Annotated in this window: 23 protein-coding genes; 5 read left to right on the top strand and 18 right to left on the bottom strand. The window is 66.9% G+C overall.

The window, feature by feature from the left end:
- Window positions 1-136 precede the first annotated feature (136 nt).
- Entirely contained in the window at window positions 137-826 is a 690-nt protein-coding gene (locus B0920_RS00480) for a Bax inhibitor-1/YccA family protein (RefSeq protein WP_078030641.1), read from the top strand.
- Between the two features lie 255 nt (window positions 827-1,081).
- On the opposite strand, the gene rlmD is transcribed toward B0920_RS00480, so the two are convergent.
- The 7 genes from rlmD to B0920_RS00445 form a co-directional block, all read right to left on the bottom strand.
- The gene (gene rlmD / locus B0920_RS00475; RefSeq protein WP_078030640.1) at window positions 1,082-2,491 is read right to left on the bottom strand and encodes a 23S rRNA (uracil(1939)-C(5))-methyltransferase RlmD; all 1,410 of its coding nucleotides are present in this window, start codon (window positions 2,489-2,491) and stop codon (window positions 1,082-1,084) included.
- A 137-nt stretch (window positions 2,492-2,628) separates the two neighbouring features.
- The gene (gene rpoS / locus B0920_RS00470) at window positions 2,629-3,744 is read right to left on the bottom strand and encodes an RNA polymerase sigma factor RpoS (RefSeq protein ID WP_373887870.1); all 1,116 of its coding nucleotides are present in this window, start codon (window positions 3,742-3,744) and stop codon (window positions 2,629-2,631) included.
- The gene (locus B0920_RS00465; RefSeq protein WP_078030638.1) at window positions 3,662-4,543 is read right to left on the bottom strand and encodes a peptidoglycan DD-metalloendopeptidase family protein; all 882 of its coding nucleotides are present in this window, start codon (window positions 4,541-4,543) and stop codon (window positions 3,662-3,664) included. Before B0920_RS00465 ends, rpoS begins: the two co-directional genes overlap by 83 nt.
- Window positions 4,544-4,582: 39 nt before the next feature.
- Window positions 4,583-5,449 (bottom strand): protein-L-isoaspartate(D-aspartate) O-methyltransferase, encoded by an 867-nt coding sequence (locus B0920_RS00460; protein ID WP_078030637.1) that lies wholly within the window; start codon window positions 5,447-5,449, stop codon window positions 4,583-4,585.
- A complete protein-coding gene (surE, locus tag B0920_RS00455) occupies window positions 5,446-6,183 on the bottom strand; it encodes a 5'/3'-nucleotidase SurE (protein WP_078030636.1) in 738 nt (245 codons plus the stop codon). Before surE ends, B0920_RS00460 begins: the two co-directional genes overlap by 4 nt.
- 174 nt (window positions 6,184-6,357) lie before the next feature.
- On the bottom strand, window positions 6,358-6,870 hold the full coding sequence (locus tag B0920_RS00450) for a cupin domain-containing protein (protein WP_078030635.1): 513 nt from the start codon (window positions 6,868-6,870) through the stop codon (window positions 6,358-6,360).
- 1 nt (window position 6,871) lies between these two features.
- On the bottom strand, window positions 6,872-7,885 hold the full coding sequence (locus B0920_RS00445) for a LysR family transcriptional regulator (protein ID WP_078030634.1): 1,014 nt from the start codon (window positions 7,883-7,885) through the stop codon (window positions 6,872-6,874).
- 205 nt (window positions 7,886-8,090) lie between these two features.
- Between B0920_RS00445 and B0920_RS00440 the strand changes: the two genes are divergently transcribed.
- Complete coding sequence (locus B0920_RS00440) at window positions 8,091-8,546, top strand: Ohr family peroxiredoxin (protein ID WP_078030633.1); 456 nt, start codon at window positions 8,091-8,093, stop codon at window positions 8,544-8,546.
- Between the two features lie 666 nt (window positions 8,547-9,212).
- Here the strand turns inward: B0920_RS00440 and B0920_RS26170 are convergent.
- From B0920_RS26170 to B0920_RS00430, 3 genes are read right to left on the bottom strand one after another with little or no spacing between them, the layout of a single operon-like run.
- Window positions 9,213-9,992, bottom strand: a complete 780-nt coding sequence (locus tag B0920_RS26170) for a tetratricopeptide repeat protein (protein ID WP_229455083.1) — start codon at window positions 9,990-9,992, stop codon at window positions 9,213-9,215.
- A 21-nt stretch (window positions 9,993-10,013) separates the two neighbouring features.
- The gene (locus B0920_RS00435) at window positions 10,014-11,678 is read right to left on the bottom strand and encodes a tetratricopeptide repeat protein (RefSeq protein WP_229455080.1); all 1,665 of its coding nucleotides are present in this window, start codon (window positions 11,676-11,678) and stop codon (window positions 10,014-10,016) included.
- Window positions 11,679-11,689: 11 nt separating this feature from the next.
- Entirely contained in the window at window positions 11,690-12,295 is a 606-nt protein-coding gene (locus B0920_RS00430; RefSeq protein WP_078030632.1) for a toll/interleukin-1 receptor domain-containing protein, read from the bottom strand.
- 188 nt (window positions 12,296-12,483) lie between these two features.
- Between B0920_RS00430 and B0920_RS00425 the strand changes: the two genes are divergently transcribed.
- A complete protein-coding gene (locus B0920_RS00425) occupies window positions 12,484-13,458 on the top strand; it encodes an NADPH:quinone oxidoreductase family protein (protein WP_078030631.1) in 975 nt (324 codons plus the stop codon).
- A gap of 4 nt (window positions 13,459-13,462) precedes the next feature.
- Here the strand turns inward: B0920_RS00425 and B0920_RS00420 are convergent, their stop codons facing one another.
- Both B0920_RS00420 and B0920_RS00415 read right to left on the bottom strand, forming a co-directional pair.
- The gene (locus tag B0920_RS00420; protein WP_078030630.1) at window positions 13,463-15,547 is read right to left on the bottom strand and encodes an ATP-dependent DNA helicase; all 2,085 of its coding nucleotides are present in this window, start codon (window positions 15,545-15,547) and stop codon (window positions 13,463-13,465) included.
- A gap of 35 nt (window positions 15,548-15,582) precedes the next feature.
- A complete protein-coding gene (locus B0920_RS00415) occupies window positions 15,583-15,783 on the bottom strand; it encodes a YdcH family protein (protein ID WP_078030629.1) in 201 nt (66 codons plus the stop codon).
- Between the two features lie 205 nt (window positions 15,784-15,988).
- On the opposite strand from B0920_RS00415, the gene B0920_RS00410 reads away from it, so the two are divergent.
- Entirely contained in the window at window positions 15,989-16,777 is a 789-nt protein-coding gene (locus B0920_RS00410) for a PP2C family serine/threonine-protein phosphatase (RefSeq protein WP_078030628.1), read from the top strand.
- 262 nt (window positions 16,778-17,039) lie between these two features.
- Here the strand turns inward: B0920_RS00410 and B0920_RS25845 are convergent, their stop codons facing one another.
- From B0920_RS25845 to B0920_RS00380, 6 genes are all read right to left on the bottom strand, one after another.
- Window positions 17,040-17,720: a hypothetical protein gene (locus tag B0920_RS25845; protein ID WP_078030627.1), complete on the bottom strand. Its 681-nt coding sequence runs from the start codon at window positions 17,718-17,720 to the stop codon at window positions 17,040-17,042.
- 14 nt (window positions 17,721-17,734) lie between these two features.
- Window positions 17,735-18,835: a cell division protein ZapE gene (zapE, locus tag B0920_RS00400; protein WP_078030626.1), complete on the bottom strand. Its 1,101-nt coding sequence runs from the start codon at window positions 18,833-18,835 to the stop codon at window positions 17,735-17,737.
- Between the two features lie 91 nt (window positions 18,836-18,926).
- On the bottom strand, window positions 18,927-20,357 hold the full coding sequence (lpdA, locus tag B0920_RS00395; RefSeq protein WP_078030625.1) for a dihydrolipoyl dehydrogenase: 1,431 nt from the start codon (window positions 20,355-20,357) through the stop codon (window positions 18,927-18,929).
- Between the two features lie 214 nt (window positions 20,358-20,571).
- Window positions 20,572-20,898: a PspC domain-containing protein gene (locus B0920_RS00390; RefSeq protein ID WP_078030624.1), complete on the bottom strand. Its 327-nt coding sequence runs from the start codon at window positions 20,896-20,898 to the stop codon at window positions 20,572-20,574.
- 27 nt (window positions 20,899-20,925) lie between these two features.
- The gene (odhB, locus tag B0920_RS00385) at window positions 20,926-22,182 is read right to left on the bottom strand and encodes a 2-oxoglutarate dehydrogenase complex dihydrolipoyllysine-residue succinyltransferase (protein WP_078030623.1); all 1,257 of its coding nucleotides are present in this window, start codon (window positions 22,180-22,182) and stop codon (window positions 20,926-20,928) included.
- Window positions 22,183-22,251: 69 nt separating this feature from the next.
- Window positions 22,252-25,107, bottom strand: coding sequence for a 2-oxoglutarate dehydrogenase E1 component (locus B0920_RS00380; RefSeq protein ID WP_078030622.1), 2,856 nt, complete (start codon window positions 25,105-25,107; stop codon window positions 22,252-22,254).
- A 292-nt stretch (window positions 25,108-25,399) separates the two neighbouring features.
- Here B0920_RS00380 and B0920_RS00375 point away from each other — a divergent pair, with 292 nt between their 5' ends.
- Complete coding sequence (locus B0920_RS00375; RefSeq protein ID WP_078030621.1) at window positions 25,400-26,092, top strand: PepSY-associated TM helix domain-containing protein; 693 nt, start codon at window positions 25,400-25,402, stop codon at window positions 26,090-26,092.
- Window positions 26,093-26,112 lie beyond the last annotated feature (20 nt).

The following is a 26,112-nucleotide window of genomic DNA, read 5'->3' as shown; positions in this document are numbered from 1 at the left end:
TATAGAGGCTATTGCGGCACTGGCAAGGCCGGTGTTACAGTGACGCCGAGAAACCGTCCTGTATCCGGCTTCATCCCGGCTTAAGCCAGCCGGAGTATCCTGACAGTGACGCATCCTTTAATCCACCGGAGGCACTATGTTCCCTAGTACGCAACAGCAACGTACCGTCGACCTGAGCAAGGGCGGCCAGGTAACGCGCAATGCGGTTCTGCGCAATACCTACTGGCTGCTTGCACTGTCCATGATCCCGACCGTTCTCGGCGCCTACATCGGCGTGTCGCTCCAGCTGCCGATCTTCAGCGGCTTCATGGGCGCCATCCTGTTCCTGGCGATCGCTTTCGGCTTCATGTTCGCGATCGAGAAGAACAAGGACTCCGGCCTGGGCGTGGCGCTGCTGCTCGGCTTCACCTTCTTCATGGGCCTGATGCTGACGCCTATCCTGACCCGCACCCTGGGTTACGCGAACGGCGGCAGCCTGATCATGACCGCCTTCGGCGGCACCGCGGCCGTGTTCGCCGTGATGGCCAGCATCGCCACCACCACCAAGCGCGATTTCTCGGGCATGGGCAGCTGGCTGATGGCGGGCGTGATCGTGCTGATCCTGGCGGGCCTGGCCAACATCTTCCTGCAGATGCCGATCATCTCGATCGTGATCTCGGTGCTGGCGATCGGTATCTTCTCGGCCTTCATCCTGTTCGACGTGCAGCGCATCATCAACGGCGGCGAGACCAACTACATCAGCGCCACGCTGGCGATCTACCTGGATGTGTACAACATCTTCACCAGCCTGCTGCACCTGCTGGGCATCACCAGCGGCGACGACTGATTGGTCGATCGCTTGTGAAGAAAACCGGCCTGAGGGCCGGTTTTTTTTTGCTTGCCGTACTTGGGGCGGTTGGTGCAAGGAGGGGCGATCATTACGCTGCGAACTTGGGTTCCCGCCTTCGCGGGAACGACGTTCGAAAGTTGCCGACTATCGGATAGTTTGGCCTGCTGCCTCAACGTTTGCGGCCTGCTGCCAAAACCCGTCGTTCCCGCGAAGGCGGGAACCCAAGTTCGAAGAGCAGCCAGTAAAGCGCGATTAAGACTGCTCACCCTGCCCTTCGACCACCACCGCCGCCGCATCGAATTCGGCATGCGCCGCCGGCTTCTCGCCCAGCTCGAACACCCCGATCGACTCCACGTGCGAGGTATGCGGGAACATGTTCACCACCCCCGCCTTCTTCATCACATAGCCCGCCTTGTGCACCAGGATCCCGGCGTCGCGCGCCAGCGTCGATGGGCTGCAGGACACGTACACGATCCGCTGCGGCATCAGCTCCTCGTGGGTCTGGCGCAGTTCGGCCAGCGCCAGCGCCAGCGCCATCGCGCCGTCGCGCGGCGGGTCCACCAGCATGCGGTCGAACTTGCCGAGCGCGACCAGGTCGTCCTTGGTGACCTCGAACAGGTTGCGAGTGTAGAAAGTGGTCTTCTCCGCCAGGCCGTTGGCCCTGGCGTTGTCCAGCGCGCGCGTGGTCAGCGCGGTGCTGCCTTCGATGCCCACCACCTCGCGCGCCTGGGTCGCGAGCGGCAGGGTGAAGTTGCCCAGGCCGCAGAACAGGTCGGCCACGCGCTCGTCCGGCTGCACCTCCAGCAGGCGCAGCGCCTTCGATACCAGCACCCGGTTGATCTGGTGGTTCACCTGGGTGAAATCGGTCGGCTTGAAGGGCATCTTGATGCCGAACTCCGGCAAGGTGTAGTACAGCTCCTTGTCCAGCGGGTAATACGGATAGGCGGTGTCCGGGCCCTTGGGCTGCAGCCACCAGTGGATGCCCCACTGGTCCGCGAAGGCCTTGACCAGGGTCTCGTCGGCCGGGGTCAGCGGCGCCATGATGCGCAGCACCAGCACGGTCGACTCCTCGCCGATCGCCACTTCGATCTGGGGCATCTGGTTGTAGATCGACAGCGCGCCGATCAGCTCGCGCAGCGGCACCAGCAGGCGCGCGACGTGGTCGGGCAGGATCTCGCAGGTGGTGATGTCGGCCACGTAGGACGAGCTGCGCTCGTGGAAGCCGACCAGCACCCCGCCCTTCTTGGCCACGTGGCGCACCGACAGGCGGGCGCGGTAGCGGTAGTCCCAGGTCGGGCCGTACATCGGGCGCATGATCATCTCGGCCTTCACCTTGCCCAGGTGCCAGAGGTTGTCCTCGAGGATCCGGCCCTTCATCGCCACCTGGGCCGAGGGCTCCAGGTGCTGCATCGAGCAGCCGCCGCAGTAGCCGAAGTGCTGGCACTTGGGCTCGACGCGCATCGAGGATGCGCGCTGCAGGGTGACCATGCGGCCCGACTCCCAGTTCTTCTTCTTGCGCAGGGTTTCAAAGCTGACGCGCTCGCCAGGCAGCGCGCCTTCGACGAAGATCACCTTGCCGGGGCTGCCGTCTTCGTTCTCGAGGTGGCCGACGCCGCGCGCGTCCGCATCCAGGGCTTTGATGTCGATGAAAATTTCTTGCATGGTGGTAGAGAAAGGGAGTGGGCACAGGGCTGGCTGTGCAGGGAGTTCGCAAATAAAAAATGGGCGCTGTCGGCCCGGCGGGCATGATAGCAAGGAAATGGGGTGGACGCCACCGGCGCGGGGCCGCCCCGTCGCCGCTACAGGAGCGAATCGCGCACCACGCCGCGCGCCGCCATCGCCCGCTTGAGTTTGACCAGCGCCTCCTGCTGGATCTGGCGCACCCGCTCGCGCGTCACGCCCATCTCCTCGGCCAGGGTCTCGAGCGTGGCCGGATCGTCGTTGTCGAGCCCGAATCGCCGGGTCACCACCAGGCGCTGCTTGTCCGGCAGGCGCGCCAGCCAGTCGCGCACCAGCACCGTCATCTCGTGCTGCTCGGCGCGCGCATCGGGACTCGATTCGCCGTCGTCCGGCAGCATGTCCATCAGGCTCGACTGCGGATCGTTGTCGAGGGGCGCGTCCAGCGAGGTGGCGTGTTCGGACAGGGTGAGGATGTCCTGCACCTCCTCCACCGGCCGTCCCACCAGGCTGGCGATGTCCTCGACCGAGGCTTCCTTGCCGTCGTGCTTTTGCGCTTCGAGGTGGTACTTGGCGCGCAGCACCTGGTTCAGCTCGCGCACCATGTGCACCGGCAGGCGCACCGTGCGCGCCTGGTTCATGATGGCGCGCTCGATGCTCTGGCGTATCCACCAGGTGGCGTAGGTCGAGAAACGGAAACCGCGCTCGGGCTCGAACTTGTCGATCGCCCGCATCAGGCCGATGTTGCCCTCCTCGATCAGGTCGAGCAGGACCACGCCGCGGTTGATGTAGTGCTTGGCGATCGAGACCACCAGCCGCAGGTTGTGCTCGATCATTTTCTGGCGCGCGGAGAATTCGCCGGCCTTGGCCAGGGTGGCGTAATGCGCCTCCTCGCTCGCGCTGAGCAGGGGGCGCGAGCCGATCTGGTTCAGGTAGTGCTGGGTGGTGTCGGTGGCCAGTTCGGCCTGCAGGACCTTGCGCAGCTCGTCGACCGTGTCGACGGCGGCGCTTGCCGTTTCGATGTCGGCGCTGCCGGGCAGCATGCCGCTCTCGTCCGCGCCGTCAGCCGCAAGCACGCCCTCGTTGTCCGGTTCGTCCGGAAACTCGTCATTGGAGTCCTGGTCCAGCGAGTGCGGCGGCTGCGTCATACCCTTCCTATCGGCCGGGCAAGAACCTCGAAGGATCGACTGGCTTGCCCTGTTGGCGGATCTCGAAATGCAACTTGACCAGATCGGCATCCGAATCGCCCATTTCGGCGATCAGCTGGCCCTTGGCCACGTTGTCGCCCTCCTTCACCACGATCTTGCGGTTGTGGGCATAGGCGGACAACAGGCTGTTGCTGTGCTTGACGATCACGAGGTTACCATAACCCCGGATACCGCTGCCAGCATACATTACCTTGCCGGCGCCGGCGGCCACCACCGCCTGGCCCGGACGGCCGGCGATGTCGATTCCCTTGTTCCTGCCCTCGTCGAAGGTGGCGATGATGCGGCCTTCCGACGGCCACATCCAGCTCAGCTTCTCTTCGTCGCCGGCGGCGACGCTGGGCGCGGCGACCACGGCCGGGGCCGGCTGGACCGGCTGGACGGCGGGCGCCTGGTCCTTCTGCACTTCGGCGACGTTGGCCTCACTGTAAGGCTTCTTGTCGGCGCGCGGCGCAGTCTTGCGCGGGACCTGGGTGGCCGGCGGCGGCATCGGCACCGGCTGGGTGACCACGCCGGCGGTCTTCTTCTCTTCCGGCGCGCTCACGCGCAGCACCTGGCCGACCTTGATGTCGTCGGGGTCGCGCAGGTTGTTCCAGGCGACCAGGTCGCGGTAGTTCTGGCCATGGTCGAGGGCGATGCGCAGCAGGGTGTCGCCGCGGCGCACGGTGTACATGCCTTTTTCATCCTTCGGCTCTTCGACCTTGGCCGGAACCGGCTTGGTCTGGACCGGCGGCGTGCGCTCGACGATGGGCGCTTGGCGCGTGGTGGAAGTACAGCCGGCCGCGAGGCCGAGGACGATCGTCAGAATAGCTAAACGAGATGCTTGTTTCATTGTCACTCTTGGTTCTGGTCGACAGATGGCGGGCGCCGCTCAGACGGTGCCCGGGCGCAAAGGCACGAAATGGCAGGCTTCCAGCGTTTCGCTGGCCCACTCTGTTTTACCGATGCGGGTGATGCGATGCAGGTGCTGGACCTGGCCGCCGACGGGGGCGACCAGGCGCGCCCCGATGGCCAACTGCTCGAGCAGCGCCTGGGGCACTTCGAGTCCGGCCGCCGCAAGGATGATGCCGTCGAAGGGCGCCACTTGCGGCATGCCAAGCATACCATCACCGTACTGCAGACGGAGGTTGGAAATACGCAAGGGCCGCAAATTGGTCTTCGCGAGCTCGTGCAGGGGCTTGATGCGCTCGATGGAATACACCTCCTTCGCGACGAAGGACAGGACCGCGGCCTGGTAGCCGCAGCCGGTGCCGATCTCGAGCACGCGTCCCAGCGTCCCGCCGGCGCGCATCGCCTCGATCATGCGCGCCACGATGTAGGGCTGGGAAATCGTCTGGTTATGGCCGATCGGGAGCGAGGCGTCGACATAGGCCTGGCCCGACATAGCCGGTTCGATGAACAGGTGGCGCGGCACGGTCTCCATGGCGGCCAGCACCTTGGGGTCCTGCACGCCCTGGCGCGCCACGCGCCCCACCATGGCGCGCCGCACCGCTTCGGTCGCCGCCAGGTCGGAACGCGCCGCCGCCGGCGCGCTCTGGGTGGTCTGGACATAGGACGGCGCGCGCGGCGACGGGGCCGGCGAGGGCGCACGCGGCGCGGCCGATACCTGGGCCGCGGTGCGCGCGTTCTGGGTCGCGGTCTGCGGGGTGGCCACCGGCGCGGGCGTGCCCGGCTTGCGCGTGGCGCCGCCGGTCACAGAGGACAGCGGGAGCGGAAAGGTCTTGCGCTGCTCGGTCATGCGATGCCTTGTGCCAGCAGCTCCAGCTGGGTCTTGTGGGTCAGGTCCACCTGCAGCGGCGTGATCGAGACGCGGCCCTGCTGGGTGGCGTGGAAGTCGGTGCCCTCGCCCGCGTCGCGGCAGGCGCCGGGCGCGCCGATCCAGTAGATGTCGCGTCCGCGCGGGTCCTGGGCCCGGATCACGGGCTCGGCCTGGTGGCGCCGTCCGAGCCGGGTCGGAGTCAGCGGGCCCATCTCTTCGTAAGGCAGGTTGGGGATGTTCACGTTCAGCAGGTAGGGCGAAGGCAGCATCTCGAAGCGGCGCTCGACGATCTCGCGCGCCACCCGGGCGGCGGCGTCGACGTGGGCCCAGCCGTGATGGACCTGGGAGAAGGCGATCGCGGGAATGCCGAACAGATAGGCCTCGGTCGCGGCCGCCACCGTGCCGGAGTACAGGGTGTCGTCGCCCATGTTCTGGCCGTTGTTGATGCCGGAGACGACCAGGTCGGGCGGCGCGTCCAGCATCGCGGTCAGGGCGATGTGCACGCAGTCGGTGGGCGTACCGTTGACGAAATAAAAACCATTACCAGCACGCTGGACCGACAGCGGACGGTCCAGGGTCAGGGAATTCGACGCCCCCGAACGGTTGCTGTCGGGAGCGACGACGACGATCTCGGCGATCGGCGCGAGCGCCTCGGCGAGCGCCATGATGCCCGGTGCGAGGTAACCGTCGTCGTTACTGATAAGAATTTTCATGTCGGCGATTTTACCTGAAGCAACGGTCTCATCGCTCGTCGAGTGCGAGAATTTCACATTTTGGCGCCCGTTTCAGACACGATTCTACGCCGTCTGGTCAAGCTGACATCGGGTTTCGTAATCGGTTTGACAAAGGGTATTAAAACGCTGCCAATACTACCGTGTTCGCGGCGTTTATTCATCATCCCAATAGCCCACCGCGCCGTGTTCGCGCCCGATGAAGAGGAAGTCGCGCGGCGCTCCGCCGGGCGCGGATTCGACCAGCACCGCGAACTTGTGCGAATCCGGGTATTCGACCACTTCCGGCGAGAACCTGGTGCTGACCGCCAGGTAACGCATGGGAAGCGCGCCGCTGTTGACGATCTGGTGGGCCGATTCAGTCCCGCCGGCGGGACAGGCGATGAAGTCGCCGGCACGGATCGCGTAGCTGCGCCCGCCGATGCGCAGCTCGCCGCTGCCTGCAAGGATGAAGAACATCTCTTCGTTCACACGGTGGTTGTGATACGGGAATGCGCGTTTGCCCGGCGCCAGCTCGATGATGCTGTAGCCGAGCTGCCGCGCACCGATGCGTTCGCCGATGGGCAGCCTGTGCGCGCCGTAGCGCAGCGCCGCAGGGCCTACCGGCCTCAGGTAGTCGGGCCAGGGCGCGAGCTGCGCCTCCGAGATGTTCAGGATGGGCTTGTGCATGTCACTCCCCTGCGCCGGCGAGTGCGGCGGGCTTGATCGGATCCGCCGTGATGCCGGACACCTCGGTATCGACCGGATCCGCCGTGATGCCGGGTACCTCGGTATCGACCGGATCCGCCGTGATGTCGGGCACCTCGGCAACCAGGTAATCGATGAAGGCGCGCACCGAGGGCAGCATGCCCTTGCGGCTCATGAACACGGCGTGCAGGATGAACTCCCTGCTCCACCACTCCGGCAGCACATGCAGCAGTTGGCCCGACTGCAGGGCCGGCCAACAAAAGCGCTTGGGCAACATAGCCAGCCCCAAGCCCGCCACCGTGGACGCGAGCGCGACGTCGAGGTCGCTGCAGAACAGGCGCGGCTGGTGCAGGAAACGGTGCGTCTCCTGGTTCGGCCCCTCGAGTTCCCAGCAGTCGCCGTTGGGACTTTCCGCGGTCGACACGGTCGGGAAATCGGCCAGGCGCTCGAGCGTGCGCGGCGGCTCGCCACCGCCCAGCAGCCGCGGACTCATGACCAGCACCAGTCGGGTCCTGCCGAAGGGCCGCACGATCAGGGTGCCGTCGGTATCGATGCGGGTCCTGCCGCGCAGGGCGATGTCGACGCGGTCCTCGATCAGGTCGGCCGGGCGGTGGAACACCTGCAGCTGGATGCGGACCTTGGGATAGCGCTGCAGGAAGCCGGGCAGGAGCGCCACCATCATGTACTGGATCATGCCCGGTGGGCAGCTCACCCGCACCACGCCCTGGGGCTCGGTGCGCGACTGCGCGGCCACGGCCACCGCCGCCTCGGCGCCGGCCAGCATGACGTGGCAATGCTCGTAGAACTCGCGGCCGACGTCGGTCGTGCGCAGGCTTCGGGTAGTGCGTTCCAGCAGGCGGACCTGGAGCCGGTGTTCGAGCTGGGCCACGCGCTTGCTCAAGGTCGACTTGGGCACCCCGATATGACGCGCGCCCGCGGCGAAACCGTTACACGAGACCACCGTGTGGAAGTAGTAGAGGTCGTTGAGGTCCTGCACGGTTTGCCCTCCCAGGGAAGAGCAGCACGTCGATTGTCTCCAGCCGTAGACGGCGCGTCCATGTTTTCCAGTCTAGTTCATCGATCAGGCCAGCGCTACAGTGAATTCAACGATGAACACCATATGGAGCGCATCGTGAAGCAGCTGGCAGACCGAGGTCTTGCCGGCATCACCACCTCACTGTCCAAACGAAAGAGAGTCCATCATGTCCAAGATCCAGAAAGTCCTTCTCACCGGCAAAACCCGCACCACGTCGAGCGATGCGCGCGTCATTTCGGGCGACCACGAAGGCAACATCAATATCCACCTGTCCGCGCCGGGCAACAGCGCCGCGCCCTCCTACGAGTTCGGCACCGTGGCGCCGCATCCGACCGCCGAGCAGCTGTTCGCCGGCGCCTGGTCGGCCTGCTATATCGCCGCGGTCGGGCTCACGGCCAAGGAAATGAAGCTGAGCCTGCCCGCGAGCACGGCGGTGGAGATCGAAGTCGACCTCGGGCTGTCCGGCGCGGCCTACCTGCTCCAGGCCCGCATGACCCTGCGCGTGCCCGGTCTCGACCACGAGGCGGCAACCGCCCTCGCCCACGGCGCCGACGCCATCTGCCCGTACTCGAAGGCGACCCGCGGCAATATCGACGTGACGCTGAAGGTCGTCACCGACTAGGAAGTGCGAGGCGCTCCGGCAAGGAGGGCCTCGGCTGCGCAACGATACGGTCGGCGGGCGCCAGGCTCGCCGGCCAGCTTGCGCCAAGCCAGCCGAGTACTTGGCGCAACGCATGCTGACCGGCTGAGGCAATGCACGCCGGCCGGTTGGCGCAATGCGTAGTGACCGGCACGCGCAATGCGTGCCTACCCTCCGGCGCAAAGCATGCCGGCCAGCTTGTGCAAAGCGTGCCAACCGGCCGGCGCAAATCGTACCGACACGGTGGCTCAAAGCGTGCCGACCGGATTGCGCAATGCGCGCCGACGGGCTGGCGCAATGCATGCCGACCGGCTGGTGCGCTACAGGCCGAGCGGCTGGTGCAGTGCATGCCGAGCGGCTGATGCGATCCATGCCAACCGGCTGGTGCGATGCATGCCAACCAGCCAGCGCAATGCATGGCGACCGGCTGGCGCAAAGCGTGCCGGCTGGCTGGCGCAAAGCGTGCCGGCTGGCTGGCGCAAAGCGTGCCGGCTGGCCGGCGCAAAGCATGTCGACCGCCTGGCCCCGTCCGGGCCGCACCGAGCCGCCAGGCATGCGGGCCTTCGCCACAAGGACGATTTGAGGCCGCAGCGGAGCGCCGCGGCGGCCCCCACCGGCTGCCCCGCATCGGGCCGCCCGAGCCGATGATCAGCGCAGCGACACCGGATTGTCGCGCGCCGCCTCGATCAGCGCTCCTTCCAGCGAAGAGACCTCCTCCTGCGTGAAGGACAGCAGCGCGTCCTTGTCCCCCTCCTGCAGGTAGACCTGCTTGATCATCGCCGCTCCCCTGCGACGCAGGGGGTGGGCCACGCTGGGCCGCAGGACGCTATGGCGCAGGCTGTCGGCCAGCGCCCTCGCCTCGCGCGGGCTGCGGTTGTCGATCAGGTGCTGCAACTGCGCCAGCTTATGCCCGAGGCTGTCGGATGCTTGCGCCCCCTCGGCGGCGTCGGTCCGAGCCTGCCGCGTTCTCCCCTCCCCGGCTTCGCATCCTTCGCTGTCTTCGGCCTCCTGCAGTTGCTCGCGCAGTTCGGCCACCTGTTCGCGCAAGCGTCGCGCCGCCTCGGTCTCGCCTTGCTGGCCGAGGGTGGAGGCGAGACGCATCTGCATGTCCAGCGTTTCGGGATGGCCGGCGCCGAGATGGCGCTCGCGGGTGCGCGCCAGCGATTCCTGGATGCTGCGCACGGCGGCCAGGTCGCCCTGGGCGGCGAGGATTTCGGCCAGGGCCTCGCGCGCCGCCAGGGTGCCGGTGGCGTCCAGGCCATCGTGGCGCTCGCGCGCCCGCAGCACCGCCTCGAGCAGGCGGCGGGCGTTGCCCAGCTCGCCCAGCTCTCCGAGCAGCTGGGCCAGGCGCTGGCCCGAACGCAGGGTGTCGTCATGTTCGGCCCCGAGGTAGCGGCGGCGCCCGTCCAGCACCCGTTCGTAGACCACGCGCGCACGACTGTACTCGTGCTAGTCGACCAGGGTGGTCGCCAGGTCTTCCAGGCTGCCGAGCGTGGCTGGATGGTCTTCGCCCAGGGCGCGCTCGCAGGCTGCCACCACCTGCTCGTGCAGCGCCAGCGCCCGCTCCGCCTCGCCCAGGCCGGCCAGCACCCGCGCCAGCCGCGAGCGCGCGGCGAGCGTCTCGGGATGATCGGCGCCCAGGCCCCGGGCGCAGGTGGCGCCCAGGAGCTCGTACTGGCGGCGCGCCTCGTGCAGCGCGCCGCTGTGGTGCAGCAGCGAGGCCAGCGCCGCGCGCGCCGCGCGCACCGCCGGGTGTTCGTCGTCGAGCATGCGCTCGCGCAGCGCGAGGCTCTCTTCGAGGCAGTCGCGGGCTTCGTCGGGACGGCCCTCGCGCCGGCACAGGGTTCCGAGCGCGGCCAGGGCGTCGGCCAGTTCGCGCGCGCTGGCGCCCGGCTCCAGGACGCGGGCGCGCGCCACCGCGGCGCGCAGGCGTATTTCGTCCAGCGACTGCCAGGGGAAATGGCCGGGCCCGACCCACTCCGCCAGCGCGGCCGCGAAGCGCGCCAGCGCGCGCCGGTCCGCGCCGGGACCGGCGGTGGAGACCGCGTCCGCGAGCGAAAGCTGGAGCTCGTCGAAATAACTGTCGAGGTTGACGCGCGGCCAGCCATAGCAGCTGCGCATCAGGATCTCGAGGCGCGGCTGGTAGCCCGGCATGCTGCTGCGCGCATCGCCGCGACGCCAGCGCGCGTAGGGATCGCTGCGCGCGCCGTCCGGCGCGCAGGCCAGCGGATAGGCCAGCAGCGGCCGCTGTTCGTCCTCGTGGGTGCAGCGGTAGTCGATGGCGCGCCGGACGACACCCTCGAAGCCCTCGAGACTGCCCGGCGCGGGCGTGAACAGCCCCACCAGCCGGTCGGCCAGCAGCGTGCTGCACACGCTCACCGCCGGCGAGCGGCCGCCGCGGCTGGCGACCAGCACATGGCCGAAGTGGCGCGCCATGCGCGCGCCGAAACGCCGGAACAGCGCCGGGCAGGCGTCGAACAGGGCTTCCCAGTCGAGCCGGCCGGCACGCTCGGCGTAGCCCTCGTCGAAGCGGCCGGCGCGCATCAGGTAGAGGGGACGGCGCTGGTCGGCCCGCTCGATACAGGCGCCCCAGTCGATGGCGTCGAGCACCCGCTCGGCGCGCGCCTCGTCGCCGGAAGCTGCGGCCGCGGCGCGCGGCGCGGGATCGGCCGACCAGCCGGCGGCGGGTGTAGCGACGCCTGGCGTGGCGACGCCCGGCCTGGCGACGCCCGGCGTGGCCGCGCCGTGGCCGGCGGCGCGCGCCAGCGCACCGGGGCGCAGCAGCTCCTGGCAGGTCTGGAAGAACTCGACCAGTCCGGGCCGCGCCGAAGCTGACTCGCCCGTGTCGTGCACGCCGTCATCGGGCGCCAGGTCGAAATGCCGGTGCAGGGCCGGCGCATCGGTGTCCCAGTCGATCACGAGGACGGGCGTGCTGCCGACGGCCGCTCCGGACGCCACGCAGGGCGCACCGTCTGCGCCGGCGCGCTGGCCCGCCAGGTGCAGGGCCAGCGCCGCCAGCATCGCGTTGCGCGCGGCGCCTCCCTCGTACGTGTAGAAGGTGGTCACCACGCCGGGCGTGGCCAGCGGCGGGAGCGGAATGTGCTTGTGTTCCATATGGCTCCTCATTATTTTGGAAAAGTCAGGTCTGGAAGATCGCGCCACTCAGGTGGGACATCGGGGAGCACGAATTGGTTGCAGTCGTGGCTGGGTGGCATATGCTTTTTTTGGTAGGCGTAATGCGTAGCGATCCGCTTGACCATCTTGTCAATGTCCGGGAGGAAGTCCGGGTTCGATTTGAGGTCGGACGTGGCCATGGTGAAATGGGAAAAGTCCACGTAGAAGCTGCTTTCGGCGATCTGGCGCGGCAGGCTTTCCGGGTGGCGCGTCATGATGACCGGGATGATGAGGTGGCTGGGCAGCTCGTACCAGGTGCTGCGTTCCTGCTCGAGCAGGCGCATGGCGGCGTATTCGCGCCGGGTGTAGGGATGGGCTTCGTACTTGGGCGTGTAGATGAGGATCATGCACACGCTCTCGCACATCGCGCGGGCGATTTTACGGTCGAGGTCGTCCCCGCCGCCCAACTGCTCGGTATCGATAAACAGCTCGTCTTCGTTGTCGAAGTAAGGTTCGAGATAACAGCGCAGGGCATCGGCCAGGCCCGACTTGAACTTGTTCATGAGTTCATGCCGGCCGTGCGCATAACTGAAGAAGCACCCGTAACGAATTGCCATTCCTCCCCCCGATTCATTGCGCTGAACTGGCGCGCCGCATCCTTCGACTCTAGCGCGCTCGACCTGGTTCACTTTGCGTGCGCACAAGCGGGCGATCCGTGTCCGGCGGGATGGCGGGCGGCCCGCGCGACGAAATTCCTTAGGGCATAATGCGGGCCGTTAACGAAGAACGAAGAGAGGAACAAGCCATGAAAGCCGTACGCTGCAAGGACTGGGGACCGCCGGACGCACTCGTGATCGAGGACCTGCCGGACCTCGTGCCCGGCCCGGGCGAGGTGGTGGTCGAGGTGAAGGCGGCGGGAGTGAATTTCCCGGACGTGCTGACGGTCCAGGGCAAGTACCAGTGGCGACCGGATTTGCCTTTCACGCCGGGCAATGAATTCGCGGGCGTGGTGCGCGCCGTCGGGCCGGAGGTCACGCGCTTCGCGCCCGGCCAGGGCGTGATCGGCTTCACCCGCACCGGCGCCTTCGCCGAGCAGGCCCTGGCCCCGGAGGCATCGCTGCTGGCGGTGCCGGACGGCATGGACTTCGACACCGCCGCCGCGATCACCCTCACCTACGGCACCTCCTATCACGCGGTGGCCGACCGCGGCGCCCTGCGGGCCGGCGAAACCATGCTGGTGCTGGGCGCGGCCGGCGGCGTGGGACTGGCCGCGATCGAGATCGGCAAGGCCCTGGGCGCGCGCGTGATCGCGGCGGCCTCGAGCGACGCCAAGCTGGCGGCCTGCCGCGAGCACGGCGCGGACGTGCTTATCAACTACGAACGCGAGGATCTGCGCGAAGCCTTGCGCGCCGCCACCGGCGGCAACGGCCCGGACGTGATCTACGATCCGGTCGGCGGGCGCTACAGCGAGCCGGCCCTGCGCTCGATCGCCTGGCGCGGCCGCCACCTGGTGGTGGGCTTCGCCGCCGGGGAGATTCCCAGGCTGCCGTGGAACCTGATGCTGCTGAAAGGCGCGTCGGTGGTGGGCGTGTTCTGGGGCGACTTCACGCGCAAGGAGCCGCAGGCCCACCAGGCGGCGATGCGCCGGCTGATGGAGTGGATGGCGGAGGGCAAGCTGCGGCCGCTGGTGTCGCGCCGCTACCGGCTGGAGGAGACCGCCCAGGCCCTGACCGACATGGCGAACCGCCAGGTGATCGGCAAGGTGGTCATCCAGCCCTGAGGGCTCAGGCGGCCTCGCCGCCTTCGAGGGCGGTATCGGAATGGTCCGGGTGGAAGAAGCCGATCACGTCGGCCTGCACCCGGGTGCGCCGGAATGGCGGCAGGCTCTGCCAGATGCGGCGGCCGTAGGGCTTGGTGATGATGCGCGGATCGCAGATCATCAGCACCCCGCGGTCGTCGACGTCGCGGATCAGGCGGCCCGCGCCCTGCTTGAGGGTGATGATCGCTTCCGGCAACTGATGGTGCACGAAGCCGTTCATCCCCTGCTTTTCCATCACCTCGATGCGCGCGGCCAGCACCGGATCGTCGGGCGGCGCGAAGGGCAGCTTGTCGATGATGACCAGCGACAGCGCATCGCCGCGCACGTCCACGCCTTCCCAGAAGCTCTGGCTGCCCACCAGCACCGCATTGCCGGCGTTGCGGAAGGAATCCAGCAGTTCGGTGCGGCCGCGCTCGCCTTGCACGAAGAGGGGGAAGTCCAGCCCGCGCTCGGCGAATTCGGCGCGCAGGCGCTCGGCCACGCGGTTGACGGCGCGGATGGTGGTGCACAGGAAGAAGGTGCGCCCGCCGGCCGCCTCGATCACCGGCAACGCGCAGTCGACCACGGCGTCGGTATAGCCCATCGAGTTCGGTTCCGGCAGGCCGGTCGGCACGTAGAGGAGGCCCTGCTCGCCGTAGTTGAAGGGGCTGGGCCAGGTCTTGGCCGGCTCGCCGGTCAGGCCGAGCTGGTCGGAGAAATGGCGGAAGTCGTTCTTCACCGCCAGGGTGGCCGACGTGAAGATCCAGCTGCGCGCCGTGCCCTCGCGCTGGCTGGAGAAGATCGGCGCGATCGACAGCGGGGTCTTGTGCAGCTGCAGCGAGGACGAGAAGGCTTCCACCCACAGCACGGCCTGCTCGGCGGCGGCGGCCTTGGCGTCCGGCTTCCAGGCATCGTAGGCGGCGGCCAGCTCGAGCGCGCGCACGCGGCAGGCCTCGATGGTTTCGGCGCGCGCGGCGTTTTCTTCCAGCACGGTGATCATGCCGGCAAGCTCTTTCTTGAGCGTTTCGAGGGCCGGGAAGAACTGCGAGGTCGGCAGGATCTGGGGCAGCGACAGGCGCATGCTGTCCTGGCCGAAGGCCAGGCGCAGGTCGCGCGCGGCCTTCTCGACCACGGTGACGACCTTGGCCCAGTCGGGGCCGCCGCGCGCATGGGCCAGGCCTTCGGCCAGCACGTCGCGGCACAGTTCCAGCACCTGCGAAGTCGAGACCGACTGGCCGAAGAACAGGGTCGCGGTATCGGGGAGCTGGTGGGCCTCGTCGAAGATCACGGTGTTGGCGGAGGGCAGCAGTTCGGCCACGCCGGTGTCCTTGAGCGCCACGTCGGCGAAGAACAGGTGGTGGTTGACCACCACCACGTCGGCCTGCTGGGCCTCGCGGCGCGCCTTCATGACGAAGCAGTCCTGGTAGTACTGGCACTCGGCGCCCATGCAGTTGTCGCGGGTCGAGGTGACGAGGTTCCAGATGGTGGCGTTTTCCGGCACCTTGGCCAGCTCGGCCTTGTCGCCGGAACTGGTCATCTTGATGAAGCGCGAGATCTCGCGCAGGTGGCCGACGTCGTCGCGCGAGGTCAGGCGGCCGTTCTGCAAGGTGCGTTCGAGATGGTAGTGGCAGACGTAGTTGGAGCGGCCCTTGAGCAGCGCCACCGAGACCGGGGCGCGCAGGGCGGCGCGCACGGTCGGGATGTCGCGCAGGAACAACTGGTCCTGCAGGTTCTTGGTCCCGGTGGAAATGATGGTCTTGCCGCCCCACAGCAGGGCCGGCACGAGGTAGGCGAAGGTCTTGCCGGTGCCGGTACCGGCCTCGGCCATCAGCACCTGCTGGTTGGCGATGGCGTCGGCGACGGCCTTGGCCATCTCGGTCTGGGACTGGCGCGGCTTGAAGGTGCCGACGGCGGGCGCGAGCGGGCCGCCCGCACCGAACAGGCGGTCGACGTCGGCGTCGTGGATGCCGGCGGGGGCGGCGGGCGCCGTGTCGGTCCCGGCCTGGGACGCCTGCGAAGCAGTCCCGACCGGCTCGACGGCGTCGCCGGGAACAGGAAGTTGATCAGTCAAAATGATGGGTTCTAGTGGCCGGAACCGTGGACGGTTCAGGCCGGGATATCGGGCACCAGCTGCATCTTCAGCAGCGTAATATGATCCTTGAGCTGCAGTTTGCGCTTTTTCAGGCGCCGCAGCTGCAACTGGTCGGTGTGACCATCGGCCGTCAGCATCGAGATGACAGCGTCGAGGTCGCGATGTTCCACGTCGAGTTCAATAATACGGCGCTGGATCTCCTGGACGTCGATCATGATGTCTGTTCCAAACAGTTCTGGTTCAATGCGTTCTGGGACGGGTAAGCGGAGCGCATACGCTCCGGCGGCACCGGCTGGGCTGCGGTGCGTGTCTTTTGGCCTTTACAGCTTGCAACACTTGGGCTTCTCAGTGCATAGTTTAATCTAGGCTGAGGTTGCCGCCAACAAAGATTGGCGTGAGCGCTACGGAAAACACGAATTCATGACTTCTTACAAGATCGAAGCGGGGACCGCGCAACACATCGGAAACCGCCCGCAGCAGAACGATCGCACCGCCCTGATGACCGGCGCCCGCGCGCCGGGCTATGTGCTGGCAGTGCTGTCGGACGGGATCGCCAGCTCGGCCGGCGCCGAGCAGGTGCTGCACACGGCGCGCCAGGTGTTCGACGAGTTCAAGCCGGGCGACCGCCCGAGCCTGGAGCGGCTGACCCAGGTGCTCCAGGACATGGTCAGCGAGGCCCATCTCGTGATCAAGATGAACGCGGTGGCCGCCAAGGCCGAGATCCATGCCAGCTTCGTGGGCCTGATCCTGACGCCGCATGGGGAAGCCGTGTGGGCGCACGTGGGGGATTCGCGGCTGTACCGCTTCGAGAACGGCCGCTGCGCGCTGCGCACCAGCGATGCCGCCTACGTCGACCACCTGCTCGCCGACCGCCTACCCCTCGATGCCGCCAAAAACCATCGCAAGTCCAAGCTGCTGCTCAATGTGCTGGGGAACGAACGCAAGGATCCCTACGTGACGGTGGGCAGCCATACGGGGCTGGCGGCGGGCGACTGTTTCCTGCTGTGCTCGGATGGCTTGTGGCACTTCTTCACCGATGCGGAACTGGCGGCGGTGACCAGCAAGGCCTCGCCGCGCCAGGCATCGGAGATGCTCATCAACAAGGCCGGGGAAAGGTCGCAGGGCAAGGGTGGGAACTGCACGATGGCGATCATCAAGCTGGTGAAGCCGGCGCAGGATGGGTCGTTTGCGGCGAACAAGGTGGTGTGAGCCAACAATGCGCGGGCAAACTTGGATTCCGGCCTTCGCCGGAATGACGGTTTTTAGGCAGCTGGGGAAATAAGCGTCGCGATCAGCGCGCCAACCGAAGTCACCGACGAGTTTTTAATCCCCGAACTTTACCAACGTCATCCCGGCGAAGGCCGGGATCCAAGTTTGCATGCACACCTGAGCCCCGACTGCCGCCACGAGTGCTCACTTCCCCGCGATACGGCCACCAGAGCTCACTGCTCCGCCATACGGCCCCAAAGCCTCACTTCCCCGCCGCCGCAGCCGCCCCCTCCTTCGCCTTGGCCTCTTGCTCCGCCCGCTTGGCCGACTTCGCCTCCCGCTCCGCCTTGCGCCTTTCCACTTCACGCTGGCGCTCCTCCGCCTTGCGCTCGTTCTCCTCGAAGGCGCGCACGTTCGCCGCCTCCTGCTCGGGCGTCAACTTGGACGGCGCCGAGCCGGCGCGCGCCTTCTGGCGCGCCGCGGCCGCATCGGCCGCGCGCGGACGCGGCGGCGGCAAGGGCGCCACTTCGCGCGGCGCCGGCGGCGGATTGGCGGCGAAGGCCGCCTCCTCCGCCTTGTACTCGGCCTCGGCCTGGGCGATCGCCTTGTCGCGCTCTTCCACCTTGTTCCGGCGCAGGAAACGCGAAGCCTCGATCTCGATCGCCCGCTGGGCCGACAGCGCCGCGCGCTGGCGTTCCTGGGCTTCTTCCAAGCAGTTATTAACGAAGAATTTCTCGTAGCAAACCGCTTCCCGCTCGGCATAGCGCGCCTGGATCGCGGCGCGCTCCTTCGCCACGGCGGCCAGGCGCTCCTCGGCCTGGGCGACCGAGGTGGTCGGCTCGGCCGGCGCCGTCACCGGGGCCGGGTCGGTGCTGGCGCAGGCGGACAGCAGGCCGGCCAGCATGGCGGCGCCGAGCAGGCGTACAGCGGTGGATGTCGTCATGGATGTCCTTTCGTTCAGGCGATGCTGTCGGCCGCGCCGCGGCGCTCGGCCAGCATGTATTCGCGCGACTGCATCTCGATGATACGCGATACCGTGCGGTGGAATTCGTTCGCCAGCTGGCCCTGGGTATAAAGCTCCTCGGGCTCGACCGCGGCCGACATGATCAGCTTGACCTTGTGGTCGTAGAACACGTCGATCAGCCAGGTGAAGCGGCGCGCCTCCGAGGCCTGGCCCGCGGACATGGCGGGAATCCCGGACAGGATCACCGTGTGGAACTGGCTGGCCAGCTCCAGGTAGTCGTTCTGCGAGCGCGGCCCGCCGCACAGGGTGGCGAAATCGAACCAGATCACGCCGCCGGCGCGGCGCAGCGCGCGGATCTCGCGGTTCTCGATGCGCACCACCGGATGCGGGTCCTCGGCCGTGTCGGCGATCTTGGAGAAGGCTTCGCGCAAGGCGTGGTCGGAGGCCGCGTTGAGCGGCGTGTAATAGGCCTCGACCTGTTCCAGCGCGCGCTTGCGGTAGTCGTTGCCGGCGTCCACGTTCAGCACGTCCATGCGCTCCTGCAGCAGCGCGATGGTCGGCAGCATGCGGTCGCGATGCAGTCCGTCCGGGTAGAGCGTGGACGGCTCGTAGTTCGAGGTCATCACGAAGCTCACGCCGTTGTCGAACAAGGCCTTGAGCAGGTTATACAGGATCATCGCGTCGGCGATGTCCGAGACGTGGAATTCGTCGAAGCAGATCAGGCGGTACTTCTTGGCCACGCGCTTGGCGACTTCGTCGAGCGGGTCGGCCATGCCCTTGAGCTGGTCGAGCTGGTGGTGGACCGAACGCATGAACTCGTGGAAGTGCAGGCGCGTCTTGCGCACCACCGGCACCACCGAATAGAAGGAGTCCATCAGGAAGGACTTGCCGCGCCCCACCCCGCCCCACATGTAGACGCCGCGCGGCACGTCCGGGCGGTTGATGAGGCGCTTGAAAGCGGACGACCGCTGGGCCTTGTACTCGACCCAGTCGTCGTACGCCTGCTGCAGGCGGTCGACCGCGCGCTGCTGCGCCGGGTCGGCCTTGAAGCCGCGCTCGGTCAGCGCGTGCTGGTAATACTCTTGGACGTTCATGGCTAGGCTGCAATGAAAAACAAGGGGTGGACGGTTCGCCCGTCCACCCCGTGGCGATGCGGCGGCCCGGGGGCCGCCACACGGTGACGCTTTAGAAGTTCAGCGAACGCTTGTCCACCGCCAGCGCGGCTTCCTTGGTCGATTCCGACAGCGAAGGGTGGGCGTGGCAGATGCGGGCGATGTCTTCCGACGAGGCCTTGAATTCCATCGCGACCACGGCTTCCGAGATCAGCTCCGAGACCATCGGGCCGACCATGTGGACACCCAGGATCTCGTCGGTGGTGGCGTCGGCCAGGAACTTGACCATGCCCGAGGTGTCGCCCAGCGCGCGCGCACGGCCGTTGGCCATGAACGGGAAGGTGCCGGCCTTGTAGGCCACGCCGTCCGCCTTGAGCTGCTGCTCGGTGCGGCCGACCCAGGCGATTTCCGGCGAGGTGTAGATGACCCAGGGGATGGTGTTGAAGTTGACGTGGCCGTGCTGGCCGGCGATGCGCTCGGCAACCGCGACGCCCTCTTCCTCGGCCTTGTGCGCCAGCATCGGGCCGCGCACCACGTCGCCGATCGCCCACACGCCCGGCAGGCTGGTGCGGCACTCATCGTCCACCACCACGAAGCCGCGCTCGTCGAGCTGCAGGCCGACGGTCTCGATGCCCAGGCCGGTGGTGTTCGGCACCCGGCCGATCGAGACGATCAGGCGGTCGAAGGTGGCGGTCTGGGCCGCGCCGGTGCTGTCGGCGTATTCCACGGTGACGTTATTGTCGCCCTTGGTGATCTTGCCGATCTTGCAGCCCAGGTTAATCTTCAGGCCCTGCTTGGTGAACAGCTTGTGCGCTTCCTTGGCGATCTGCTCGTCGACCGCGCCCAGGAAGGTCGGCAGGCCTTCCAGCACGGTGACGTCCGCGCCCAGGCGGCGCCACACGCTGCCCATTTCGAGGCCGATGACGCCGGCGCCGATCACGCCCAGCTTGGCCGGGACGTTCTCGATGGCGAGTGCGCCGGTGTTGGACAGGATCAGCTTCTCGTCGAACTCCGCGCCCGGCAGCTGGCGGGCGTTCGAGCCGGTGGCGACGATCACGTTCTTGGCGCTGATGCTGTCGGTGGTCGGGCCGCTGACGTTGATGGTGTAGCCACCGTCGGCCTTGCCGGCGAAGGTGCCGCGACCGTGGAAGAAGGTGACCTTGTTCTTCTTGAACAGGAACAGGATGCCGTCGTTGTTCTGCTTGACGACCGTGTCCTTACGCTTGAGCATCTGGCCAACGTCCATCTCCAGGCCCGAGACCTTGATGCCGTGCTCCGCGAAGCCGTGACCGGCGTGCTCGAAGTTTTCCGACGACTGCAGCAGAGCCTTCGAGGGGATGCAGCCGACGTTGGTGCAGGTGCCGCCCGGGGCCGGACCGCCCTTGGCGTTGACCCACTCGTCGATGCAGGCGGTCTTGAAGCCCAGCTGCGCTGCACGGATGGCAGCAATGTAGCCGCCGGGACCGCCGCCGATCACGACGACGTCAAATTGTTTATCGCTCATTGTTATTTCCTGGTTGGTTCGGTGCACGCTGCGCAAGCCACCCGCGCATCGCCGGTCACGCTGCACATGAACGTCATCCCGGCGAAGGCCGGGATCCAAGTTTGCGTGCTGAGCGCCAAAGCGTCACGCTAGTGGCGACTCGACGAACTTGGGTTCCGGCCTTCGCCGGAACGACGTGCTAGCGTAGCGGGCCTACTTGCGAGACCGAACGGTTTTATTCTTCGGGAACAAAAATCCACAACGCCAAGTAAATGAGGGCGCCGGCGCCGTAGGCCAAGGTGAACAGCACGAAGGCCAGGCGCCAGATCCAGGAATCGATCCCGGACACGATACCCAGCCCGCCGCACACGCCGCCCAGCCAGCGGTCGGCGCGCGAACGGCGCAGCTTGCTCATCTCGTCGGACAGCGCACCGCCGCCCTTGTCCAGGCTGACGGTCGATGCCGTCAGGATCCTGGCCTTGGCCTGCTCGAACTCGGCATCGCTCAAGGCGCCCGCCTGGTGCAGTTCATGCAGCCGTTTGATTTCATCAGACAGACTCATGGCTCCTCCAGGCGGGTCGGTTGGCGATTACAGGTCCAGCAGCAGACGCGCCGGATCTTCCAGCGCGTCCTTCATGGCCACCAGGCCCAGCACGGCTTCGCGGCCGTCGATGATGCGGTGGTCGTAGGACATCGCCAGGTAGTTCATCGGACGGATCACGATCTGGCCGTTCTCCACCACGGCGCGGTCCTTGGTCGCGTGCACGCCCAGGATCGCCGACTGCGGCGGGTTGATGATCGGGGTCGACAGCATCGAGCCGAACACGCCGCCGTTCGAGATCGAGAAGGTACCGCCCGACAGCTCTTCCAGGGTCAGCTTGCCGTCCTTGGCCTTCTGGCCGAATTCACCGATCTTCTTCTCGATCTCGGCGATCGACATCTGGTCGGCGTTGCGCAGGATCGGCACCACCAGGCCGCGCGGCGAACCGACCGCGATGCCGATGTCGAAGTAGCCGTGGTAGACGATGTCGTTGCCATCCACCGAGGCGTTCAGGATCGGGTACTTCTTCAGCGCGGCGACGGCGGCCTTGACGAAGAAGGACATGAAGCCCAGCTTGACGCCGTGCTCTTTCTCGAACTTGTCCTTGTACTTGTTGCGCAGTTCCATGACCGGCGCCATGTTCACCTCGTTGAAGGTGGTCAGGATGGCGTTGGTCTGCTGCGACTGCAGCAGGCGCTCGGCGATACGGGCGCGCAGGCGGCTCATCGGCACGCGCTCTTCCGGACGGTCCCCCAGGTTGGCGACCGGGGCGGCGACCTGCTGCAGCGGGGCCTTGGCCGGTGCGGCGGCGGCCGGTGCGGCGGCCGGCTTGCTGGCGACGGCGGCCAGGGCGTCGCCCTTGGTCACGCGGCCGTCGCGGCCCGAACCGTCGATGCCGGCGGCGCTCATGTTGTTGTCAGCCAGGATCTTGGCGGCGGCCGGCATGGCCACGCCCGCCTTCGACTGGTCGGCGGCCGGTGCGGCGGCCGGAGCGGCTTCGATCGGGGCGTTCGGGGCTGCCGACGGGATCGGCTTCACTTCCAGCGGGCTGGTCTGTGCCGACGCTTCGGTATCGATGATCGCGATGGTCTCGCCCGACACCACGGTCGCGCCGTCGGCCTTGATCAGCTGCACGATCACGCCAGCGCTCGGGGCCGGCAGTTCCAGGACCACCTTGTCGGTCTCGATGTCGATCATGTTCTCGTCGCGCGAGACGGGCTCGCCGACCTTCTTGTGCCAGGACAGCAGGGTCGCTTCAGCAACCGATTCCGACAGTTGGGGGACCTTGACTTCGATTTGTGCCATGTTGAGTAAACTCCGTTTAATTATTCTGTGCAAAGGGCCCGGGACGTCGGGGCCCGGGCCGGTGCTGCCTTACTTCGTCAGGATGAAACCCTTGAGCTTCGAGAACGCGGTTTCCAGCAGTTCCTTCTGCTGCGCCACGTGCTTGTCGGCATAGCCAACCGCCGGGGACGCCGAGGCGGCGCGGCCGGCGTAAGCCAGGCGCTGGCCTTCTTCCATGCTTTCGAAGATGTTGTGCTGGATCTGGAACCACGGACCCTGGTTCTGCGGCTCGTCCTGCGCCCACACCACTTCGGTCGCGTTGCTGAACTTCTTCAGCTCGGCGGCGAAGGACTTGTGCGGGAACGGGTACATCTGCTCGATGCGGACGATGGCCACGTCGCTGGCGTTGCGCGCCTTGCGGGTGTTCACCAGGTCGTAGTAGACCTTGCCCGAGCAGACGATCACGCGCTTGACCTTGGCGGCTTCGATCTTCTCGTCCACTTCGCCGATCACGGTCTGGAAACCGCCCTTGGCCAGGTCGGTCAGCGGCGAGCCGGCGTCCTTGTTACGCAGCAGCGATTTCGGGGTGAAGATCACCAGCGGCTTGCGGAACTGGCGCACCATCTGGCGGCGCAGCAGGTGGAAGATCTGGGCGGCCGTGGTCGGCTGCACCACTTGCATGTTGTTGTCGGCGCACAGTTGCAGGAAGCGTTCGATACGGGCCGACGAGTGTTCCGGACCCTGGCCTTCGTAGCCGTGCGGCAGCATCATGACGAGGCCCGAAGCGCGGCCCCACTTCACTTCGCCCGAGGCGATGAACTGGTCGATCACGACCTGGGCGCCGTTGACGAAGTCGCCGAACTGGGCTTCCCAGATGGTCAGGGTGTTCGGTTCGGCGGTCGAGTAGCCGTACTCGAAGCCGAGCACCGCTTCTTCCGACAGCACCGAGTCGATCACGGTGAAGTGCGCCTGGTTGTCCGAGACATTGGCCAGCGGCAGGTAGATGCCCTGGTCCCAGCGCTCGCGGTTCTGGTCGTGCAGCACGGCGTGGCGGTGCACGAAGGTGCCGCGGCCGGCGTCCTGGCCCGACAGGCGGACCGCGTAGCCCGAGGACAGCAGCGAGGCGTAGGCCAGGTGTTCACCCATGCCCCAGTCGAGGTTCAGCTCGCCGCGGCCCATGGCGGCGCGGTCGGCCAGCACCTTCTCGACCAGCGAGTGGAGCTTGAAGTTTTCCGGCACGGTGGTGATGCGCTGCGCCAGACGCTTCAGTTCGGTCAGCGGCACGGCGGTGTCGGCGGCGTCGGTCCACTTCTTGTTCAGGAAGGGAGCCCAGTCGACCGCGTACTTGTTCTTGAAGTTGGTCAGGACCGGATCGACGGTGTGCTTGCCCGCGTCCATGGCGGCGCGGTACTCGGCCACCAGCTGGTCGCCGGCGTCGGCGCCCACGGTGCCCTGCGCGGCCAGCTTCTCGGCGTACAGCTTGCGGGTGCCCGGATGCTTGGCGATCTTCTTGTACATCAGCGGCTGGGTCAGGGCCGGAGTGTCCTGCTCGTTGTGGCCCAGCTTGCGGTAGCAGACGATGTCGACCACGACGTCCTTGCCGAACTCGACGCGGTAGTCGAGGGCGATCTGGGTCGCCAGCACCACGGCTTCGGGATCGTCGGCGTTGACGTGCAGGACCGGCGCTTCGATCATCTTGACCACGTCGGTGCAGTACAGGGTCGAACGAGCGTCGCGCGGGTCGGAGGTGGTGAAGCCGATCTGGTTGTTGATGACCAGGTGGACGGTGCCGCCGGTGCCGTAGCCGCGGGTCTGGGCCAGGTTCAGGGTTTCCATGACCACGCCCTGGCCGGCGAAGGCGGCGTCGCCGTGCACCAGGATCGGCAGGACTTCCTTGCCCTTGCGGTCGCCGCGGCGTTCCATGCGCGCCTTGACCGAACCTTCGACCACCGGGTTGACGATTTCCAGGTGCGAAGGGTTGAAGGCCAGCGACAGGTGGACCGGGCCGCCCGGGGTCGAGATGTCGCTCGAGAAGCCCTGGTGGTATTTCACGTCGCCTGCCGGCAGGTCGTCGGCGTGCTTGCCTTCGAATTCCTCGAACAGGTCGGCCGGGCTCTTGCCCAGGGTGTTGACCAGGACGTTCAGGCGGCCGCGGTGGGCCATGCCGATCACGATTTCCTGCACGCCCTTTTCACCAGCGCGCTGGATCACTTCGTCCATCGAGGCGATGAAGGACTCGCCGCCTTCCAGCGAGAAGCGCTTGGCGCCGACGTACTTGGTGTGGAGGTAGCGTTCCAGGCCTTCGGCCGCGGTCAGGCGCTCGAGGATGTGCTTCTTCTTCTCGGCGCTGAAGGTCGGGGTCGAGCGGATCGACTCGAGGCGCTCCTGCAGCCAGCGCTTCTCGGTCGGGTCGCTGATGTACATGAACTCGGCGCCGATGGCGCGGCAGTACGTGTCGCGCAGCATGTTCAGGATCTCGCGCAGGGTCGCGGTTTCCTTGCCGAAGTAGGTGTTGCTGATGTTGAAAACGGTGTCCAGGTCCGCTTCGGTGAAGCCGTAGAAGCTCGGCTCGAGTTCCGGCAGGGGCGGACGTTCCTGGCGCTGCAGCGGGTCCAGGTTGGCCCAGCGCGAGCCCAGGTAGCGGTAAGCGGCGATCAGCTGGGTGACGGCGACGCGCTTGCGGCCGAGTTCGACGTCCGGGGTGGCGGTCACGGTACGGATCGGGCCTTGCTTGGCACGTTCCGCGAACGAGGCGACGACCGACGAGTGCACGACGTCGGGACGGCTGGAGCCGTCGACCGCAGGCACGTTTTGCATCTGGTCGAAATAGGCGCGCCAGTTCTCTGGCACGGAACCCGGATTGTCCAGGTAGGCCTCGTACAACTCTTCCACGTACGGGGCATTGCCGCCGAACAGGTAGGAGTTGGCGTTATTTTGTTGCATCATTCTTGCTCACCTTTCTTCGCGCTTCGCGAGGTTGGGGCGGGTTAGTCTAACCTTCCGCGACACGGCCTGACCGGTTAGCGGATCGCACTTACAAGACATCAAGTTGTGGGGGAAGGACTCTGCAGGGGCGCTTCCAAGCGCTCTCCTGACTTTTAGCGCACGGTATTGTAACCCATCATCAAGGCGCAAGCCGATGGGGGTCAGCGAAATTATTTATTTCAAAATGTAGAGTGGACAAGCATCGCCGATTGCCGAGTTGACCACGTAAATGATAATCGTTATCATTTACTTTATGCACCCAACCGGCCCCACTCCCTCTGCCCCTGCGCACGCCAACGCGAAAGCCGATCCGGGCGCGACCGCCCTGCCCGGCGCAGCCCGTGCCCTGTGGTTAAAGCAATTGCACCAATGGCATTGGATCAGCTCCGCCATCTGTCTGATGGCGATGTTGCTGTTCAGCTTTACCGGCATCACCCTGAATAATGCTTCCAAGATCGAGGCCAAGCCGGTGGTCACCCGCCTCAAGGCCGAGCTGCCCGAGCTGCTCCGCGCCCGGCTCGCCGCCTACGCCGCCGAGCACGCCGACGCCGAGGTGCCGCTGCCTGCCGAGCTGGCCGACTGGGCCAACGGCGCCTTCCCGGTCGACGTGCGCGGCAAGCGCGCCGAATGGAGCGAGGACGACGCCTACGTGGCCCTGCCCCGCCCCGGCGGCGACGCCTGGCTGCGCATCGCCGCCGACGGCAGCGCGGAATACGAGCGCACCGAGCGTGGCTGGATCAGCTGGCTCAACGACCTGCACAAGGGCCGCAATACCGGCCCGGTGTGGAGCTGGTTCATCGACCTGTTCGCCGTCGCCTGCCTGGTGTTCTGCATCACCGGTTTCCTGATCCTGAAATACCACGCGGCCAAGCGCCCCTCGACCTGGCCGGTGATCGGCTTCGGCATCGTGCTGCCGGCCGTGCTGGCCCTCCTTTTCGTCCACTGATTCCATCCACCGAGACCGCC

The organism is Massilia sp. KIM, assembly GCF_002007115.1.
Classification (GTDB): domain Bacteria; phylum Pseudomonadota; class Gammaproteobacteria; order Burkholderiales; family Burkholderiaceae_D; genus Telluria.
Note: the sequence above shows the minus strand (reverse complement) of the source record. Positions and strands in the feature narration are given on the sequence as shown.